Source organism: Enterococcus gallinarum (assembly GCF_021496385.1).
GTDB lineage: Bacteria > Bacillota > Bacilli > Lactobacillales > Enterococcaceae > Enterococcus_D > Enterococcus_D gallinarum.
Map to the genome: position 1 here is coordinate 538,773 of NZ_CP050816.1, position 15,979 is coordinate 554,751.

General features: G+C 38.1%; 17 protein-coding genes and 1 other annotated feature. Of the genes, 3 read left to right on the plus strand and 14 right to left on the minus strand.

What is annotated here, in order from left to right; all coding sequences use genetic code 11:
* Nucleotides 1-73: 73 nt before the first annotated feature.
* Nucleotides 74-1,372 carry an EF-P 5-aminopentanol modification-associated protein YfmH gene (gene yfmH, locus HED61_RS02565; RefSeq protein WP_103300716.1) on the minus strand — a complete coding sequence of 433 codons (1,299 nt, stop codon included), beginning with the start codon at nt 1,370-1,372 and terminating at the stop codon, nt 74-76.
* Nucleotides 1,365-2,633, minus strand: a complete 1,269-nt coding sequence (gene yfmF, locus HED61_RS02570; RefSeq protein ID WP_003128975.1) for an EF-P 5-aminopentanol modification-associated protein YfmF — start codon at nt 2,631-2,633, stop codon at nt 1,365-1,367. The genes yfmH and yfmF overlap by 8 nt, the downstream gene beginning before the upstream one ends.
* Before the next feature lie 149 nt (nt 2,634-2,782).
* Here yfmF and mscL point away from each other — a divergent pair, with 149 nt between their 5' ends.
* A complete protein-coding gene (gene mscL, locus HED61_RS02575; protein WP_005473052.1) occupies nt 2,783-3,226 on the plus strand; it encodes a large conductance mechanosensitive channel protein MscL in 444 nt (147 codons plus the stop codon).
* A gap of 128 nt (nt 3,227-3,354) precedes the next feature.
* Here mscL and HED61_RS02580 read toward each other — a convergent pair whose 3' ends face one another.
* The 12 genes from HED61_RS02580 to HED61_RS02635 form a co-directional block, all read right to left on the minus strand.
* A complete protein-coding gene (locus tag HED61_RS02580) occupies nt 3,355-3,792 on the minus strand; it encodes a GNAT family N-acetyltransferase (protein WP_003128973.1) in 438 nt (145 codons plus the stop codon).
* A 72-nt stretch (nt 3,793-3,864) separates the two neighbouring features.
* Nucleotides 3,865-4,110, minus strand: coding sequence for a Veg family protein (locus HED61_RS02585; protein ID WP_003128972.1), 246 nt, complete (start codon nt 4,108-4,110; stop codon nt 3,865-3,867).
* Between the two features lie 87 nt (nt 4,111-4,197).
* Nucleotides 4,198-4,758 (minus strand): sigma-70 family RNA polymerase sigma factor, encoded by a 561-nt coding sequence (locus HED61_RS02590; protein WP_003128971.1) that lies wholly within the window; start codon nt 4,756-4,758, stop codon nt 4,198-4,200.
* Between the two features lie 94 nt (nt 4,759-4,852).
* Nucleotides 4,853-5,371, minus strand: coding sequence for an NYN domain-containing protein (locus tag HED61_RS02595; RefSeq protein WP_005473058.1), 519 nt, complete (start codon nt 5,369-5,371; stop codon nt 4,853-4,855).
* Entirely contained in the window at nt 5,368-6,195 is an 828-nt protein-coding gene (gene rlmB / locus HED61_RS02600; RefSeq protein WP_003129276.1) for a 23S rRNA (guanosine(2251)-2'-O)-methyltransferase RlmB, read from the minus strand. The genes HED61_RS02595 and rlmB overlap by 4 nt, the downstream gene beginning before the upstream one ends.
* Entirely contained in the window at nt 6,143-6,583 is a 441-nt protein-coding gene (locus HED61_RS02605; protein ID WP_003129275.1) for a Mini-ribonuclease 3, read from the minus strand. Before HED61_RS02605 ends, rlmB begins: the two co-directional genes overlap by 53 nt.
* Nucleotides 6,580-7,989, minus strand: a complete 1,410-nt coding sequence (gene cysS, locus HED61_RS02610) for a cysteine--tRNA ligase (protein ID WP_103300717.1) — start codon at nt 7,987-7,989, stop codon at nt 6,580-6,582. Before cysS ends, HED61_RS02605 begins: the two co-directional genes overlap by 4 nt.
* The gene (gene epsC, locus HED61_RS02615; RefSeq protein WP_003129273.1) at nt 7,973-8,518 is read right to left on the minus strand and encodes a serine O-acetyltransferase EpsC; all 546 of its coding nucleotides are present in this window, start codon (nt 8,516-8,518) and stop codon (nt 7,973-7,975) included. Before epsC ends, cysS begins: the two co-directional genes overlap by 17 nt.
* A gap of 67 nt (nt 8,519-8,585) precedes the next feature.
* Nucleotides 8,586-8,781: a binding site (T-box leader), on the minus strand.
* A complete protein-coding gene (gltX, locus tag HED61_RS02620; protein WP_103300718.1) occupies nt 8,778-10,235 on the minus strand; it encodes a glutamate--tRNA ligase in 1,458 nt (485 codons plus the stop codon). It overlaps the preceding feature by 4 nt.
* A gap of 177 nt (nt 10,236-10,412) precedes the next feature.
* Nucleotides 10,413-11,540, minus strand: coding sequence for a PIN/TRAM domain-containing protein (locus HED61_RS02625; RefSeq protein WP_103300719.1), 1,128 nt, complete (start codon nt 11,538-11,540; stop codon nt 10,413-10,415).
* A 202-nt stretch (nt 11,541-11,742) separates the two neighbouring features.
* Nucleotides 11,743-13,113, minus strand: coding sequence for a DNA repair protein RadA (gene radA / locus HED61_RS02630; RefSeq protein ID WP_003129268.1), 1,371 nt, complete (start codon nt 13,111-13,113; stop codon nt 11,743-11,745).
* 52 nt (nt 13,114-13,165) lie between these two features.
* Nucleotides 13,166-13,675, minus strand: coding sequence for a dCTP deaminase/dUTPase family protein (locus HED61_RS02635; RefSeq protein WP_005473067.1), 510 nt, complete (start codon nt 13,673-13,675; stop codon nt 13,166-13,168).
* A gap of 211 nt (nt 13,676-13,886) precedes the next feature.
* Here HED61_RS02635 and proB point away from each other — a divergent pair, with 211 nt between their 5' ends.
* Entirely contained in the window at nt 13,887-14,696 is an 810-nt protein-coding gene (gene proB, locus HED61_RS02640; RefSeq protein WP_005473069.1) for a glutamate 5-kinase, read from the plus strand.
* Nucleotides 14,693-15,937, plus strand: a complete 1,245-nt coding sequence (locus tag HED61_RS02645) for a glutamate-5-semialdehyde dehydrogenase (protein ID WP_103300720.1) — start codon at nt 14,693-14,695, stop codon at nt 15,935-15,937. The genes proB and HED61_RS02645 overlap by 4 nt, the downstream gene beginning before the upstream one ends.
* Nucleotides 15,938-15,979 lie beyond the last annotated feature (42 nt).

Here is a 15,979-nt window from a genome sequence, read left to right on the forward strand (position 1 = left end):
ACTCATTCTTCTACAAAAACAAGAGCCATCTATCAGAAAATGCATAGACGGCATCTTACACAATGACGATTAATCAGTTAGTTTTAGTTGGTAGCAAGTAAAACCGACTGAATGCTTTTTGATCAATGAATACTTTAGCAGCAGATCGAACATCATTGAGCGTGATTGAACGTATAACATCTGGCAAATCAAAGAGTGTTGTTTCGCCAAATAAGCTTTGTGTAAATTGATTAGCAATAAATTCTAATGAATTGAGAGATTGAAAATATTTACCCAGCATTTTTTTCTTAAGTAACTCAAGATTCTTCTCGTTCATTTCAGGATCATTTTCATAATTCAATAAAATTTCTTCAACCGCTTGAAGCATCTCTTCAGGGTATTCTGCATCTCCAGAAAAATCAGCAAAGTAAAAACTTCGATCCAAACTTACTTCGAAACCAAACGTATCATCAATAATTCCTTGATCATACAACCTTAAGTAATTAGCTGAAGTATTACCTAAAAGTAATTGGAACAATAAATTCAAAGATTGTTTATATCGTAGCAACTCCCGACCTTCCGTCGGACGTTTCTCCATATTCCCTTTGATACCCAAAACACCTTTTGGTCGCGTAACGGGCATCCTCATAATACTTTCTGGAATAATTTCTTGAACGGTTTCTTCCGGAAATTGACGCTTAATTTCTTTTGCTGCAGAAAAAGTTTTTTCTGCCTGGTTTTCTCTGATCCAGTTCATTGTCTCTTCTGGATCGATGTTTCCAACTATGAACAAAGTCATATTGCTTGGGTGGTAGAATGTATGGTAGCACAGATAAAGATCTTCTGCTGTGATGGCTGCTATACTTTCAACAGTCCCAGCAATATCAATGTGAAGCGGATGCTTTGGATATAGATTCTTAATGACACCAAAAAATTGTTGCCAGTTAGGATCATCATCATACATCTGAATTTCTTGCCCAATGATCCCTTTCTCTTTCTCAACCGTTTCTTTCGTAAAATAAGGCATCTGTACAAAATCTAAAAGGGTTTCTAAATTTTTTTGAATTTGATTGGTAGCCGAAAAAAGATAACTCGTTTTTGTGAAGCTAGTAAATGCATTGGCTGATGCTCCTTGTTGCCCAAATTTTTGAAAGACATCACCGTCTTCTTTTTCAAAAAGTTTATGCTCTAAGAAATGGGCAATACCATCTGGTACAGTATGCATCGTTTCATTCGCATAACCAAAATGATTATCGATAGAACCATAATCTGTACTAAAAAGACCGTATGTTTTATGAAACCCTTCTTTAGGTAATAAATAAACTGTTAATCCATTGGGTAATATCTCTTTATACAAGACTTCATTTATTTGATTATAATGTTTTTTATTCATGATCAAGCTCCTTATCTAAAAAGAATACGGCTTGAAGTTCGATCTTTTGAGCAATTTTTTGAACATCTGTGACCGATACCTCTTCCAAACGCTGTATAAATTGCTCTTCACTCATTTTAGTATTCGGTACCCACTGATTAAGATATTCTGTTTCAATCAAAGACTGTGGACTATCCAACGATAACAAAAACTGATTTTTAAGCATAGCTTTTGTCTGTGCCAATTCAGCCTCTGTAATTTCTCCTCTTTGTAAACTTTGAAGTTGTTGTTCAATCAAAGTAAAGACTTGATCCCGGTTACTGCCATCAATTCCTGTTTGAACAGATAAATAACCTCGAAATGTATCCACATTACTTGATGCATAGTAAGCTAAGCTCTCTTTTTCTCTAACATTCATAAATAGTTTTGAATGAGGAAATCCGCCAAATAATCCATTAAAAACCATGAGAGAGAAACGTTCCGGTTGATTATAATAAACACCCGTACGATAACCTAAGTTCAGTTTTGCCTGAGTCACAGGCTCTCTGACGATTTTCTCGCGGATAATATTTTCCAAATCTTGACGATAAAAAACAGAAAGATCTTTTTCAGGACGATTTTCAAAGGGGAGATCCTTCATAACTTCAATTACTTGATCTTCTTCGACATCCCCAATCACAAAAATATCTACAGCATCTTCTTTAATCATAGAACTATATGTTTCTGTTAGTTCTTTTGCCGTCACATCTTCCAAATCTTCAGGACGACCAAAACTTGGAAATTTTTGATTGTCACTTTTTGAAAAAAATAATTCTTGTAAGCTTAATGAAGCAAACGCCTGTTTATCCTCAGCAATACTTCTCATATAAGCAATCAAATTGCTTTTTTCGATCGTAAAATTTTTTGATTCAAATTCGTCTTGAACAATATTTGGGAAAAAAAGCACTTCTTTCAAAAAAGAAACGGCTTGGGTAAATAGTTCTTCATCAGCAACATATTTTCCGTTGACGAACGACATCGCTGCATTGACTTGATGAAGATCCCCTTTTTTATTAACATTCATGCCAAAGCTTGCTCCATACAATTCTGCCAGTTGCGTACTAAAGGCTGTTTGAGTGGGATAACGCAAACTAGTTGTCTCTAATAAACTCGTCAATAATGTGCGTTTCGCAGCCGTTTCAGCCGCTAATTGCGAAGTAAATCGAATAAAAACACGGATTGTTTTATATTTTTTAGTCGGCAAAACCGTAAGTCGAACGTTTTTTTTTAGTTCAATTGCCATAATGCACCTCTTATCCTCTCAAAAATCATCTCTTCAATTATAGCATAATGCAGAATTTTTCCAGAAAAATTACTCATTTTACGGGCGTATATTTTTATAAATCATCGTTTATTCGTTATACTAAGAATAAATTTAAAGGAGGTTTGTTTATGATCAAGGAATTTAAAGAATTTATTTTGCGCGGAAATGTGATTGACTTAGCTGTTGGGGTTGTCATCGGGAGTGCCTTCACAGCGATTGTCACCAGTTTGGTAGAAGGTCTTTTAACACCATTAGTTTCGCTGGTATTTTCATTTTTCGGCAGCGAAGATGCATTTTCAGGGCTTGTTTGGGAGCCTAAAAAAAATGTCGTCTTTAATTTCGGTCAAGTGATTACTGCAATTATTACATTCTTGATTACTGCTTTTGTTCTATTCTTAATCGTTAAAGCTGTGAATAAATTGCGCAATCTTCATCAAAAACCAGTTGAAGAAGAAGAACCAGAAGTTACTGCCGAAGACTATCTTCAAGAAATTCGTGACTTATTGAAAGTACAAACAGAATCCCGCACCAATATCACAACTAATGATATAAACCGTGATCCTTTTAACTAGATAGTTTTTTAGAATGATTCGAACAATAATGGATAGCTCTTGAAATCAGAAAAGCTCTGGCAAATACATGTCAGAGCAGAGAGTTATTCATGATTTGTTCATCTTTTTTTTATAAGTAATGACTGCTTTTATTTCTCTTTTCTCATAACCACATGTAAAATTCCATCTTCATCAAAAGGATCGGAAACAGTGACAAAATTATATTTCCCGTAAAATTTCTGCAAATGCGCTTGAGCTTCGATTTCAATCGGAGCATTTGGATAGAAACGATTTAGTTGTTTGATGATTTCTTGTAGCAATTGATCCCCATGCCCTTGTCCACGGAACAGAGGATTTACTAAAACTCGACCAAAATGAACCGTACCTTCGATAAAATATATCCTTGCATAAGAAACAAGTTGTTGCTGTTCATCAAAAATACAAAGATGTTTAGCAATCAAATCAATTGCATCTACTTCTTGATAGGGACAATTTTGTTCTACGACAAACACTTGAGTACGTAAAGCAGCGATTTGGTGAAATTCTAATCCGGTCATCTCATGCAACTCTTTTATCATAACAATCATTCTACTATCTCCTAACTAATCAATAATAAAAAATACAAAAAAAGAGCTAACATTTTGTCAGCCCTTTTCTGATCAAACAGCTTTTGTTAAAAATTCAATCTCAACCGTTCGAGTAAGAATATCCGAATAACTATAGGAAACACGTTCGAACGAATTTTCGTTTGGATCTAAATCCACGACAAACACAGAAGGGTATGTTTCTGTCAAAACACCACGGCGTTCCGTTTGACGTTTACGCCCAGTTTGAGCAACTAGCATGATTTCACTGCCTATACGACCTTCTAAATCTTTTTTGATTGTTGCTAAAGTTGTTGGCATCGCATTCACCTCAAGCAACAGTATACTATAATTTACAGAAAATTTCAAGTTTACCATAAAATAATTATTCTTTCAATAAGATTTTCTCTAAGGGTTCATAAGAAGCGCTCTCAATTTCTTTTTACCGCGGTTGTAAGCGCTTTTAATTTGTTGCAGTGGAAGTTCTGTTTGTTCTGCGATTTGTTCAAGTTCTAATCCTTTCAAGTAATTCATTATAACGATTTGCTCTAACTTCGAAAATGGCGAATCGTATTTATTCATAGTTTCTTGAAGCATTAAATACTTCTCCGCTTTTTCAGTTTGTTCATTTTGATCGGAGAGAAAATTTGGTCCTTCATGAGAAATTTTTTCTTCAAGAGAAGAAGAATTTAATTGTGCTTTTCTTTTTTGTGCTTGTTGCAACCGTAATAAACTGCAGACGCGATTTTCAAACGAGCGTTTGAACAAAACTCCTAGTGTTGTTCCACGGTTTTCATCATAAGCTTGCAGACATTTGTTAAAAACAATACGGCCTTCTTGCATCCAATCATCTAAATCATAATCTTTGAGATAATATTTTTTGTACATAATCTCGACGATAGGGCGATACTTGAAAAACATTGCTTCAAATTCTTCTGAACTCCTACTGATTGATTCGTTTGATTTCATTTTGTTACGCTCCTTTTATGCTTAATTTTTGGTACAAAAAGAGCGTAACATATTCTTGTTCATTAGTTTCTCATTTAACGAACCATCTTTGTCCCTAACTCAAATCATGCAGTTTTTTTTCTAATTCAGCTAATTGTTCAGGCGTCCAAGGAGAGTTTCTGCGAAAATTTTCAAATTTGATGTCTGTTTGATGCTGATGGATTGCTTCTTCTGTTTTTTCAATACTTTTATAAAGCTCTCGAGCAGAAGTTCGCAACGCACCTTGAGAAAACACAACCCATTGTTCTGCTAAGTCACTCGTTGCAACTGTTACTTGAGTCAAACGGTCATTCAATTCTCCAGCGATGCGTTCGATATAGCTGTCAGCAGTTTCACCTTCTTCAGTAAAGATGACTTGTAACTGATATTTACTATAGCTTTGAGTAACACCGGGAACCAATTGCGCATCAAATACAACAATAATCTTTAATCCTTCGTATTTTGAATAATTGGATAATCGATGCAATAACGCCTCTCTTGCATCTTCTAAACGATCTTGGTTTTTTAATAAGACTAATTCAGGCCAAGCACCAATCATATTATAGCCATCGACGATTAGCAGGGGCGTTTTCATTGCGGCGCCCCATTTCGACTAGTAAAAGCTTGATACATTAATAACCCAGCTGCCACACTAGCATTCAAACTTTGTACATGACCAGTCATCGGAATAGTCAACATCTCATCAACATCTTTTTTCAATCCTTCACTCATTCCTCGACCTTCATTGCCGATAATCAATCCCGCTGCCCCTTGAGCATTCCACAAACGGTAATCAGTTCCTTTCATATCCGTTCCAAAAATCCAAAAACCAGCTTGTTTTAGTTGTTGAATCGCTTGGCTTAAATTGGTGACACGAGCAATCGGAATATGTTCTACAGCACCAGTAGAAGTCTTCACGACTACAGGAGTGATTCCTACTGCACGGTGTTTCGGAATAATGATTCCGTCTACCCCACTAGCATCCGCTGTTCTCAGGATTGAACCAAAATTATGTGGATCCTCTAAATTGTCTAAAATCAAATAGAATGACTGCTCTTTTGTTTGTGCCAATAATTCATCCAGAGATAGGTATTCATAAGGGGTGATCGCTAAAATCACACTTTGATGGACGCCTTGATTGCTCATTTGATCGAGCTTTTGTTTTGGCACCCACTTGACTGGGACAGACTGTGCACGAGCAGCTTCTTTTAACCCATCGATTTTTTCCCCTCTGGCATCCTCTGCCATAAATAATTTATTCCCGCGTCCTTCTTTCAACGCTTCAATTACCGCATGATAACCGAATACAAAATTCTCATCTATCAATTCAGTTGTTTCTTCACGAAAATTCTTTCTAGTGTGCTGTTTATTTTTTACCGTGTTTTGACGCGACGGTTTTCTTTGTTTCTTTTCCCTCATCTTCTTCCCCTACTTTCTTGATACACCAAGCTACGAGCGTGTCTAAACGATCCTGTTGCTTTGTTAAGTGTAGATACCCAATTAAGGATTCAAAGCCTGTAGCAATGCGATAGGTGGTTACATCAGCATTTTTTGCACTGGTATGGCTTTTACTATTTCGTCCACGACGGTAAAAATCATATTCTTCTTCAGTCATTATTTCTTCATCAAGCATCTTTTGGATCAATGCCGCCTGAGCTTTTGCTGATACATAGTGTGTCGCCATATGATGAAGCTGATTAGGTCTTGTTTGTCCTTGTTCAATCAAATAGTCCCGAATGTATACTTCATAGACCGCGTCCCCAATATAGGCTAACGCTAGTCCGTTCAACTGTTTGTAATCTCTCATGCGTCTCTTCTCCACCGGGTACCTTGCGCTGTGTCTTCCAAGATAATCCCTTTTTCTTTTAGCACATCCCGGATTTCATCGCTTCGGGCAAAATCTCTTGCTTGTCTTGCTTGGATACGTTCTTCGATTAGTTGTTCGATCTCTTCATCTAAAAGTTCCTCACCCACAAAGTAAATCCCAAAGATGGCTAGCCATTCCTTGAATTTTTCAACTGCAGCAGTCAATAATTCTATATCGATTGAAGCACTTTCGCTGTAAGTGTTCAACCATTTTGCAAGTTCATATACTACTGTGATACCATTTGCTGCATTAAAATCGTCATCCATTTCTTGTACAAAACGCTGTTCAAATTCTGCTAAGATGGCATGGTCGGTTCCTTCTGGGGATCCTTCTTTACTATTTTGCAAACGAAATTGTGCATTTTCTAAGGCTGTTCTCAATTTTTGCAGATTTGTTTCTGCCTCTTTCAATGTCGTTTCACTGTATTTGATTGGACGCCGATATTGGGTAGTAGCCAAAAAGAAGCGCAAAACTTGAGGATCAATTTTTTGAACCATTTCATGGACAGTAACGAAATTGCCCAAAGATTTACTCATTTTTTCTTCTTCTTCACCAATCGTGACATAACCATTGTGCATCCAATAATTAGCAAACGTCTTACCCGTTTTCGCTTCACTCTGTGCAATTTCATTTTCATGATGAGGGAAAGTCAGGTCCTGTCCACCTCCATGAATATCTATTGTTTCTCCTAAATGTTTGGTTGCCATAACGGAGCACTCGATGTGCCAACCGGGACGTCCTAGTCCCCATGGTGAATCCCAAGCGATTTCGTTTTCCTTAGCCGCTTTCCACAAAGCAAAATCTAACGGATCTTCTTTGATCTTTTGTTCTTCACCCGTTCGTTGACTGGCCCCAACTTCTAATTCATCAATTGATTGATCACTTAACTGACCATAGTGCTTGAATTTACGTGTACGGTAATACACATCATTATTTGCCATATAGGCGTATCCTTTATCTACTAATACTTGAATAAACGCAATAATGTCTTCGATGTGATCCATTACTCGCGGATTTAATGTAGCTGGTTGAACATTTAAAGCCGCAGTATCTTTATTGAATGCTTCGATAAAACGATCTGCTATTTCTGGGGCAGAAGTTTTCAATTCTTTGGCGGTCCGAATAATTTTGTCGTCAACATCGGTGAAGTTCATTACGTAATCGACTTCATACCCTCTATATTCTAAGTATCTGCGAATCGTGTCAAAAGATACTACACTACGTCCGTTGCCGACGTGGATATAATTGTAAACTGTTGGCCCGCAAACATACATTTTCACCCTACCTTGTTCGAGAGGTTGGAAAACTTCTTTTTTACGTGTTAACGTATTATAAATTTTGATCATCTTGGCTAACCTTCTTTCCTTTGATTCTTACGACTTTGGCTGGTATTCCTACAGCAGTCGCTTCATTTGGGATATCACTAAGAACCACTGCACTAGCACCGATTCTGGCGCTTTCCCCTATTGTGACAGGGCCAAGAATTTGTGCATGAGCTGAAATGAATGCCCCTTTTTTTATGGTCGGGTGGCGCTTCCCTTTTTCTTTACCTGTCCCGCCTAGTGTTACACCGTGAAATAATACGACGTCATCTTCAATAATAGCTGTTTCTCCAATTACAACACCCATCCCGTGATCGATAAAAACCCCTTCGCCAATCTGAGCACCAGGATGAATCTCGATGCCTGTCAGAAAACGCCAAAACTGGGATGTGAGTCTAGCTAGAAGAAAGAGTTTTTTTTGAAATAAAAAATGCGACCAGCGATGCCAAAACAATGCGTGAAAGCCCGGATAAGACAATACGATTTCCAGCGTTGATCGAGCTGAAGGGTCATTTTTTTTCGCTGCTGCAATTGCTTTTTGGGTCCAAGTCATCTTCTCACCTGCTTCCCCTATTGATTACTTACATACAAAAAAGCATCTTTCAAATAAGTTTCCTTATTCAAAAGACGCTCAACCACGTGGTTCCACTTTTGTTCACAGAATTTTCTGCCTTGGTGCAGGTAACGTCTGCTGCCGTTTTTGACTTGCGCCAAAACCACTCCTAGGTGCATTTCCTTACTTTTTTTAATCACTCTCACCACCCGTGATCTCTCTTCAAAAAAAAGGTAAGTACTTCGTCTATTCTTCGTGTTTATAATACATTATTTAAATGATCAAGTGCTTTTTCTTTTCCTAGTAATTCTACTGTATCTGGTAATTCTGGTCCGTGCGTTTGTCCTGAGACAGCAACACGAATTGGCATAAACAAGTTTTTACCTTTGATCCCTGTTTCTTTTTGGATCTCTTTGATTGCAGCTTTTACTGTTGGTGCGTCAACGGTAGTCATTGCAGTCAATTTTTCTTTAAAGGCATTGAGTACAGTTGGAACAGTTTCACCCGCCAAGACTTCTTGCGCAGCAGCATCCAATTCAGGATGTTCATTAAAGAATAACTCAGAAACTTCCACAATTTGTGCAGCATAACTCATTTGTGGTTGATATAGTGAGACGATTTTTTTCAGCCATTCTCTTTTTTCTGCGGAAGGCTCTTCTTCAATTCGACCTGCTTTGATTAAATATGGCAAACACATTTCTGTCAACTGATCCAGGTCCATTTGACGCATATAGTGGTTGTTGACCCACTCCAATTTTTTGGCATCAAAAGCCGCTGGTGATTTGCTCAAGCGTTCTGGATCAAACATTTGGATCAATTCAGATTGAGAAAATAACTCATCTTCTCCTACTGGGGACCAACCCAACAATGCGATAAAATTGAACATTGCTTCTGGTAAGTATCCTAATTCACGATACTGCTCAATAAATTGTAAAATTGATTCATCGCGTTTGCTTAGCTTTTTACCAGTTTCGCTGTTGATGATCAGTGTCATGTGTCCAAATTGTGGCGCTTGCCAACCAAATGCTTCATAGATCATCAATTGTTTTGGTGTATTAGCAATATGGTCATCGCCCCGCAATACATGTGTGATTTTCATATGATGATCATCAACTGCCACTGCAAAGTTATATGTTGGCATCCCATCGCGCTTTTGAATGACAAAATCGCCGCCTACATTATCTGACTCAAAAACGATCTCACCTTTTACCATATCATGAAACTTATACTCTGTATTTCTAGGAACTCGGAAACGAATAACTGGTTGGATGCCTTGTGCTTCTTTTTCCGCTTGCTCCTCTGGTGTTAGATTAGCGCATTTTCCGCCATAATGAGGCATTTCGCCACGTTCGCGTTGTTCTTCACGCTCTGCTTCTAGCTCTTCTTCTGTACAATAACACTTATAGGCACGATTGCTTGCTAGCAACTGATCAATCAATGGTTGGTACAACTCACCGCGTTCTGATTGGCGGTACGGTCCGTACTCTCCAGGGTTTGCAGGGGATTCATCCCAATCAATACCCAACCAAGCGAGATTCTCTAGCTGGCTCTTCTCACCATCTTCAATGTTTCTTTTTTGATCCGTATCCTCAATACGGATAATAAATTCGCCATCGTTATGACGTGCAAATAAATAGTTAAACAATGCTGTTCGGGCATTTCCGATGTGTAGATGTCCAGTTGGACTTGGAGCATAACGTACTCGCACTTTAGTCATCTTTTTCCTCTTCCTTCATCTGATTTGCAAACAATCCTTTGCTGTTCGGTTTTTACCTTCTAGCTTATAGGGAAAATCTCCGATAATAAAATAGTTCGCTCAGCTAGAATTGTACAATCATTAAGCAAAATAGTAAAGGCAACCGGCGTAAAATCCGCCAATTGCCATTGATTATTGCTAATTTTTTGTGTCTTCCTGATTATCGATTCCACGACTTGAATGAGCCGGTTTAGCAAATATCATTCGTCCCGCAGCTGTCTGCAGTGCGCTCGTAACAACTACTTGGATATGTTCATTCATGTAATGCTGTCCATCTTCAACAACAACCATCGTTCCGTCATCCAAATAAGCGACACCTTGTTGTCTTTCCGTTCCAGCTTTTACAACAAGTACATTCATTGTTTCTCCAGGAATCACTACTGGTTTAACTGCATTCGCAAGAGCGTTGATATTTAACACAGGAACATTTTGAAATTCTGAAACTTTGTTTAAATTATAGTCATTTGTAACCACAATACCATCAAGGATCTTTGCTAATTTGATCAATTTGCTGTCGACCTCAGAAATATCATCGAAGTCACCCTCATACATTTCAACAGCGATACCTTCTTCTTTTTGCAAAGCATTCAAAATATCTAATCCACGTCGACCTCGTACACGTTTCAAGCTGTCTCCTGAATCTGCAATATATTGTAATTCATATAAAACAAAATTGGGAATTAATAGGACCCCTTCAAGAAAACCTGTCTTAGCAATGTCGTAGATACGTCCATCGATGATAACACTCGTATCGAGAATTTTATACTTATGAAAATGATCAGCTATTTTACGATCAAGCATCTGTTGTTCTTCAACAGGTTCTGTTTTCTTGCTTTTAGAAGAAAAGATTTTTTTCCATTCTTCGATTCGAGTCGTGCCAATTTGAAAGCCAAGATATCCCAACAACGCCATTACTAAAATAGGCGCGATTCCGTTAATAAAAGGAATATCCCAATTATAAAAAGGAATCGATACAATGACCCCGATCATTAAACCAATAATTGATCCGATTGCTCCAAATAATAAATAAGTTAGACTCAATTCACTCAATTTTTCTTCAATTTTACGAATTCCAGCTGCAATATATTTCGCTAATAGCAAAGATAATAAAAAGAAAATAAGGGCTCCAAGCAAGCTATTAGTGATATTATTGTTCAGCCATTCATTTTTTGATTGACCAATGGTTTGCCATGCAACAGGCATCAATGATATACCTAAACTTGCTCCAGCAAGAACCATTAGCGCAGTAATGACTCGTTTCTGCATACACGTTCCTCCAAACTAATTTAGTACGAAGCTGAGACTCATAAACGAAAAAATCTTTTTTTGAAAGAGCTGGACAAAGATAGCACCTTCTGATGCAAATAGTTCTCAATAAACAGTCTTCATTCATTCTTGTTCTGATAATTTCGTTATTTTCGTCTCATCTTCGAATTTATTCTTTTTTTTAACTAACACCTTATCAGAATTAACGAAAAACTTTTCGTAGGGTTTCCGATAAAGTTGACACACCTTCTACTTCGATACCTTTGGGCGGTTGCCACCCAGTAAGATTATTTTTAGGTAAATATACTTTAGTAAATCCTAATTTTTGCACTTCTTTTACCCGTTGTTCGATCGCATTGACACGTCGAATCTCACCAGTCAACCCAATTTCACCGATAAAACATTCCGTAGGACTCGTACCTTTTTCCTTATAACTTGAGGCTATGCTGACTGCAATTGCTAAATCGATTGCAGGTTCATTTAATTTTACACCACCAGCTGCTTTTAAATAAGCATCTTGATTCTGTAGAAGCAACCCAGCCCGTTTTTCAAGGACCGCCATGATTAATGAAACACGATTAAAATCCAATCCGGTAGTCGTTCGTTTAGCGTTACCAAACATAGTTGGTGTCACCAAAGCTTGGATCTCTACTAAAATCGGTCGACTGCCTTCCATTGCAACAACGATGGCAGAACCCGTAGCGCCTTCTAATCGCTCCTCAAGAAAGACTTGAGAGGGGTTGGCTACTTCTTTCAATCCGCCTGCTTCCATTTCAAAAATCCCAATCTCATTTGTCGAACCAAATCGATTTTTGACGGCACGCAAAATACGGAAGCTGTGATGCTTTTCACCTTCAAAATATAAAACGGTGTCCACCATGTGCTCTAGCATTCGTGGACCAGCAATTGAACCTTCTTTGGTTACATGTCCCACAATAAAGATAGCAATCCCGTTGGTTTTAGCCAGTTTTAGAAGTTCGGCAGTCGTTTCTCGAACCTGACTCACGCTTCCTGCCACACTAGTGATATCTGGTTGTGTCATCGTTTGTATCGAATCTATGATGACATAATCCGGTGTTAGATTTTCGATTGCCTTGCTTATCTCAGACATATCCGTTTCTGGATATAAATAAAATTCCGTATCAATGGCTCCTAAACGCTGGGCACGCATCTTTATCTGCTCTGCACTTTCCTCACCCGAAACATACAATACTTTGCCGCCAATAGCTGCAAGCTGCTGTGAGACTTGCAGTAAAAGAGTCGACTTGCCGATCCCTGGATCACCACCAATCAAAATCAATGATCCCGGAACAACACCACCACCCAAAACTCGGTTTAGCTCTGCTAGCTTGGTCTGTACTCGTGGTTCTTTCTTTGGTATGACATCAGCAATTTTTGTTGGTTGCATCCGTTGTCCCGTAAGAGTGGTCCGTACTCGTCGATCCGTTGTTTCTTGAATCACTTCTTCTACCATCGAATTCCAACTACCACAATTAGGGCACTTCCCTAAATACTTTGGTGAAGAATATCCGCAATTTTGGCAGACAAACTGACTCTTTGCTTTCTTAGCCATTGCAAACCTCCAATTCGTTATCTAGGACTGACTGCATGCGTATATCGAACAATCACAGATCTGAGGAACCAAATCCTCCAGAGCGTGATTGACTGGTTACATCTTGATCCGCTTTTAAAAACGGCAAGAAGATCCCTTGACCAATTCGTTCACCTTTTTTGATGGTCAAATCACTGGGACCAAAATTCGTAAATTGAAACATGATATGCCCTTCATTATCAGAATTATTGTAATAATCACTGTCAATTACTCCGACACCATTTGTTAGTAACAAAAAACGTTTGAGAGGATTGCTCGAACGATTCGTTAATTGTAAATACTCTTCTTTCCCCATATATGATTTGATTCCAGTCGGAACCAGTGTCGGTTTGATTGCTTTTTGAACATCTTTAGCTGTCAACGCTTGGATGCCATTCATCAACCCCGCTTTCCATATACTAGGTATTACGACTTCTTCTGCCGCTTCAAAATCATACCCTGCCGCATGGTGTGTTGCGCGTTGCGGAAGAGCTATATCCTTATCTGCATATGTTGAAACAATTTCAAATCCACGTGTCTTCATCTTTTCCTCCAATTAATAAACATATAGTCATTTTAGCATAGTAACCCTTGTTTTCTTTAATGAAAACAAAATTAACAGAAACTCTTTATATTTTCTTCGCTTCCGCAGTCAAAAAAACGAAGAAAATAGAAAAAGGACATGACGAAAGGCTATTTTGCTAGTACAATAGAAAAAATATTATTTACTGAATTCAGAAGAGGTGGTTACATCCATGCGAGAGAAACTAAAAAAAGCGAATCGAGTCGTTATCAAAATTGGGACCAGTTCCCTCGTCTATCCCAATGGAAATATCAACTTCTCGAGTATTGATGAACTGGCTTTTGTTCTGTCCGATCTAAAGAATCAAAACAAAGAGATTATTCTCGTTTCTTCTGGTGCTATTGGTGTAGGGATGAATAAACTAAACATTCCACAACGTCCTGTAGAAATCCCCCAGCAACAAGCTGTTGCAGCCGTGGGGCAAGCCGAATTAATGAATATTTACAATCACCGTTTTCAAGTTTACAATCAAAAAACTGCTCAATTATTGTTGACTCGAGATATTATTGAGTTTCCTCAAAGTCGAGAAAATGTATGTAATACATTGGAGCAGCTCTTAGCGATGGGAATTATCCCAATAATCAACGAGAATGATACAGTTGCCATAGATGAGTTGGACCATCTTACTAAATTTGGTGATAATGATCAATTATCTGCAATTGTAGCGCAGTTAGTCCATGCGGATCTGCTGATTATGCTATCCGACATCGATGGGTTTTATACTGCTAATCCGCTACATCATAAAACTGCTAAACTTTATGATGAAATTACTGAGATTACACCTGATTTAATGAAACAAGCAACCGGAAAAGGAAGTCCGTATGGAACTGGTGGCATGTCAAGCAAATTAAAAGCTGCGGATCGTATTCTCAAAACAGATGCCACAATGATCTTGGCGAATGGGAAACAGCCTAAAATCATTTTTGATATCTTAGCTGGCAAAAAGGTTGGCACTTACTTTTACAAGGAGGAAACATTATGATCGATTTAATGCAATTGGGAAAGCAAGCAAAAAAAAGTGCGGCCTCACTTAGCTTACTAACCGCTACTGAGAAAAATCACTTACTATCAGCTATGGCCGATACACTTGAAAGAAATCGTTCACGAATTTTAACAGAAAATAAAAAAGACCTTGCTGCTGCAAAAAAAAATGCATTAAATTCAACTTTAATTGATCGCCTAGAATTAACTGATGAACGAATCAAGGAGATGGCAACTGGTATTCGAAAAATCGTTCAGCTCCCTGATCCACTTGGAATCGTGGACAAAATGTGGCGCAATAGTGATAATCTCTTAATTGGTAAACAACGTGTACCATTAGGTGTTGTGGGAATTATTTATGAAGCAAGACCCAATGTTACAACAGATGCTGCCGGTCTATGTTTCAAATCTGGGAATGCTGTCATTCTGCGAGGAGGTAAAGAAGCCTTCTACTCAAATCAAATCCTTGTAAATCTTTTGCAAGAAACATTAAGCGCCAATGGATATTCACCCTATTCTATTCAATTTGTTGATGACACCAGTCATGCAGTGGCTGATCAAATGATGCGCTTGAACAAGTACTTGGATGTACTGATTCCACGAGGCGGTGCTAACCTCATTCGTCGTGTCAAAGAAACAGCAACAGTTCCTGTCATTGAAACAGGAACAGGTAACAACCATATCTTTATTGACAAAGCTGCACAGCTTCCGATGGCTGTCGACATTGTTGTCAATGCCAAAACTCAGCGACCTTCTGTTTGCAATGCAATCGAAACGATACTCGTTCATAAAAGTTGTGCAGCAGAATTTCTACCTTTACTAGAAAAAGAACTGAAAAATAAAGTAGAGTTGCGTGCTGATACTAACGCGCGTAACTATTTAATAAATGCGCAACCTGCTACTGAAGAAGATTGGCAAACCGAATTTCTAGATTATATTGTAGCCATCAAAGTTGTAGATTCCATCGATGAAGCAATTGCCCACATCAATCATTACAACACTAAGCATTCTGAAGCTATCGTCACGGATAACTACTTTGCCTCTCAGAAATTCTTACAAGAAGTAGATGCTGCTGCAGTATATGTCAATGCATCTACACGATTCACGGATGGGTTTGTTTTTGGTTTTGGAGCAGAAATCGGCATTTCAACTCAGAAATTGCATGCTAGAGGCCCAATGGGACTTGAAGCTCTGACTTCCACCAAATATATTATCTATGGAGAAGGTCAAATACGTAAATAAAAAAGCTGCTTGATTCCGGAGACTTCAATCTTTAAGTGATTT

What these genes read in the sequence shown, in the direction of transcription:
- HED61_RS02645 (WP_103300720.1), top strand. Translation starts at nt 14,693, where the DNA reads ATGATCGATTTAATGCAATTGGGAAAGCAAGCAAAAAAAAGTGCGGCC.
- mscL (WP_005473052.1), top strand. Translation starts at nt 2,783, where the DNA reads ATGATCAAGGAATTTAAAGAATTTATTTTGCGCGGAAATGTGATTGAC.
- HED61_RS02605 (WP_003129275.1), bottom strand. Translation starts at nt 6,583, where the DNA reads ATGAGAGATTACAAACAGTTGAACGGACTAGCGTTAGCCTATATTGGG.
- HED61_RS02585 (WP_003128972.1), bottom strand. Translation starts at nt 4,110, where the DNA reads ATGCCAACAACTTTAGCAACAATCAAAAAAGATTTAGAAGGTCGTATA.
- HED61_RS02625 (WP_103300719.1), bottom strand. Translation starts at nt 11,540, where the DNA reads ATGCAGAAACGAGTCATTACTGCGCTAATGGTTCTTGCTGGAGCAAGT.
- HED61_RS02580 (WP_003128973.1), bottom strand. Translation starts at nt 3,792, where the DNA reads ATGATTGTTATGATAAAAGAGTTGCATGAGATGACCGGATTAGAATTT.
- radA (WP_003129268.1), bottom strand. Translation starts at nt 13,113, where the DNA reads ATGGCTAAGAAAGCAAAGAGTCAGTTTGTCTGCCAAAATTGCGGATAT.
- yfmH (WP_103300716.1), bottom strand. Translation starts at nt 1,372, where the DNA reads ATGAATAAAAAACATTATAATCAAATAAATGAAGTCTTGTATAAAGAG.
- cysS (WP_103300717.1), bottom strand. Translation starts at nt 7,989, where the DNA reads ATGATCAAAATTTATAATACGTTAACACGTAAAAAAGAAGTTTTCCAA.
- proB (WP_005473069.1), top strand. Translation starts at nt 13,887, where the DNA reads ATGCGAGAGAAACTAAAAAAAGCGAATCGAGTCGTTATCAAAATTGGG.
- rlmB (WP_003129276.1), bottom strand. Translation starts at nt 6,195, where the DNA reads ATGAGGGAAAAGAAACAAAGAAAACCGTCGCGTCAAAACACGGTAAAA.
- HED61_RS02635 (WP_005473067.1), bottom strand. Translation starts at nt 13,675, where the DNA reads ATGAAGACACGTGGATTTGAAATTGTTTCAACATATGCAGATAAGGAT.
- HED61_RS02590 (WP_003128971.1), bottom strand. Translation starts at nt 4,758, where the DNA reads ATGAAATCAAACGAATCAATCAGTAGGAGTTCAGAAGAATTTGAAGCA.
- epsC (WP_003129273.1), bottom strand. Translation starts at nt 8,518, where the DNA reads ATGACTTGGACCCAAAAAGCAATTGCAGCAGCGAAAAAAAATGACCCT.
- yfmF (WP_003128975.1), bottom strand. Translation starts at nt 2,633, where the DNA reads ATGGCAATTGAACTAAAAAAAAACGTTCGACTTACGGTTTTGCCGACT.
- gltX (WP_103300718.1), bottom strand. Translation starts at nt 10,235, where the DNA reads ATGACTAAAGTGCGAGTACGTTATGCTCCAAGTCCAACTGGACATCTA.
- HED61_RS02595 (WP_005473058.1), bottom strand. Translation starts at nt 5,371, where the DNA reads ATGAAAACGCCCCTGCTAATCGTCGATGGCTATAATATGATTGGTGCT.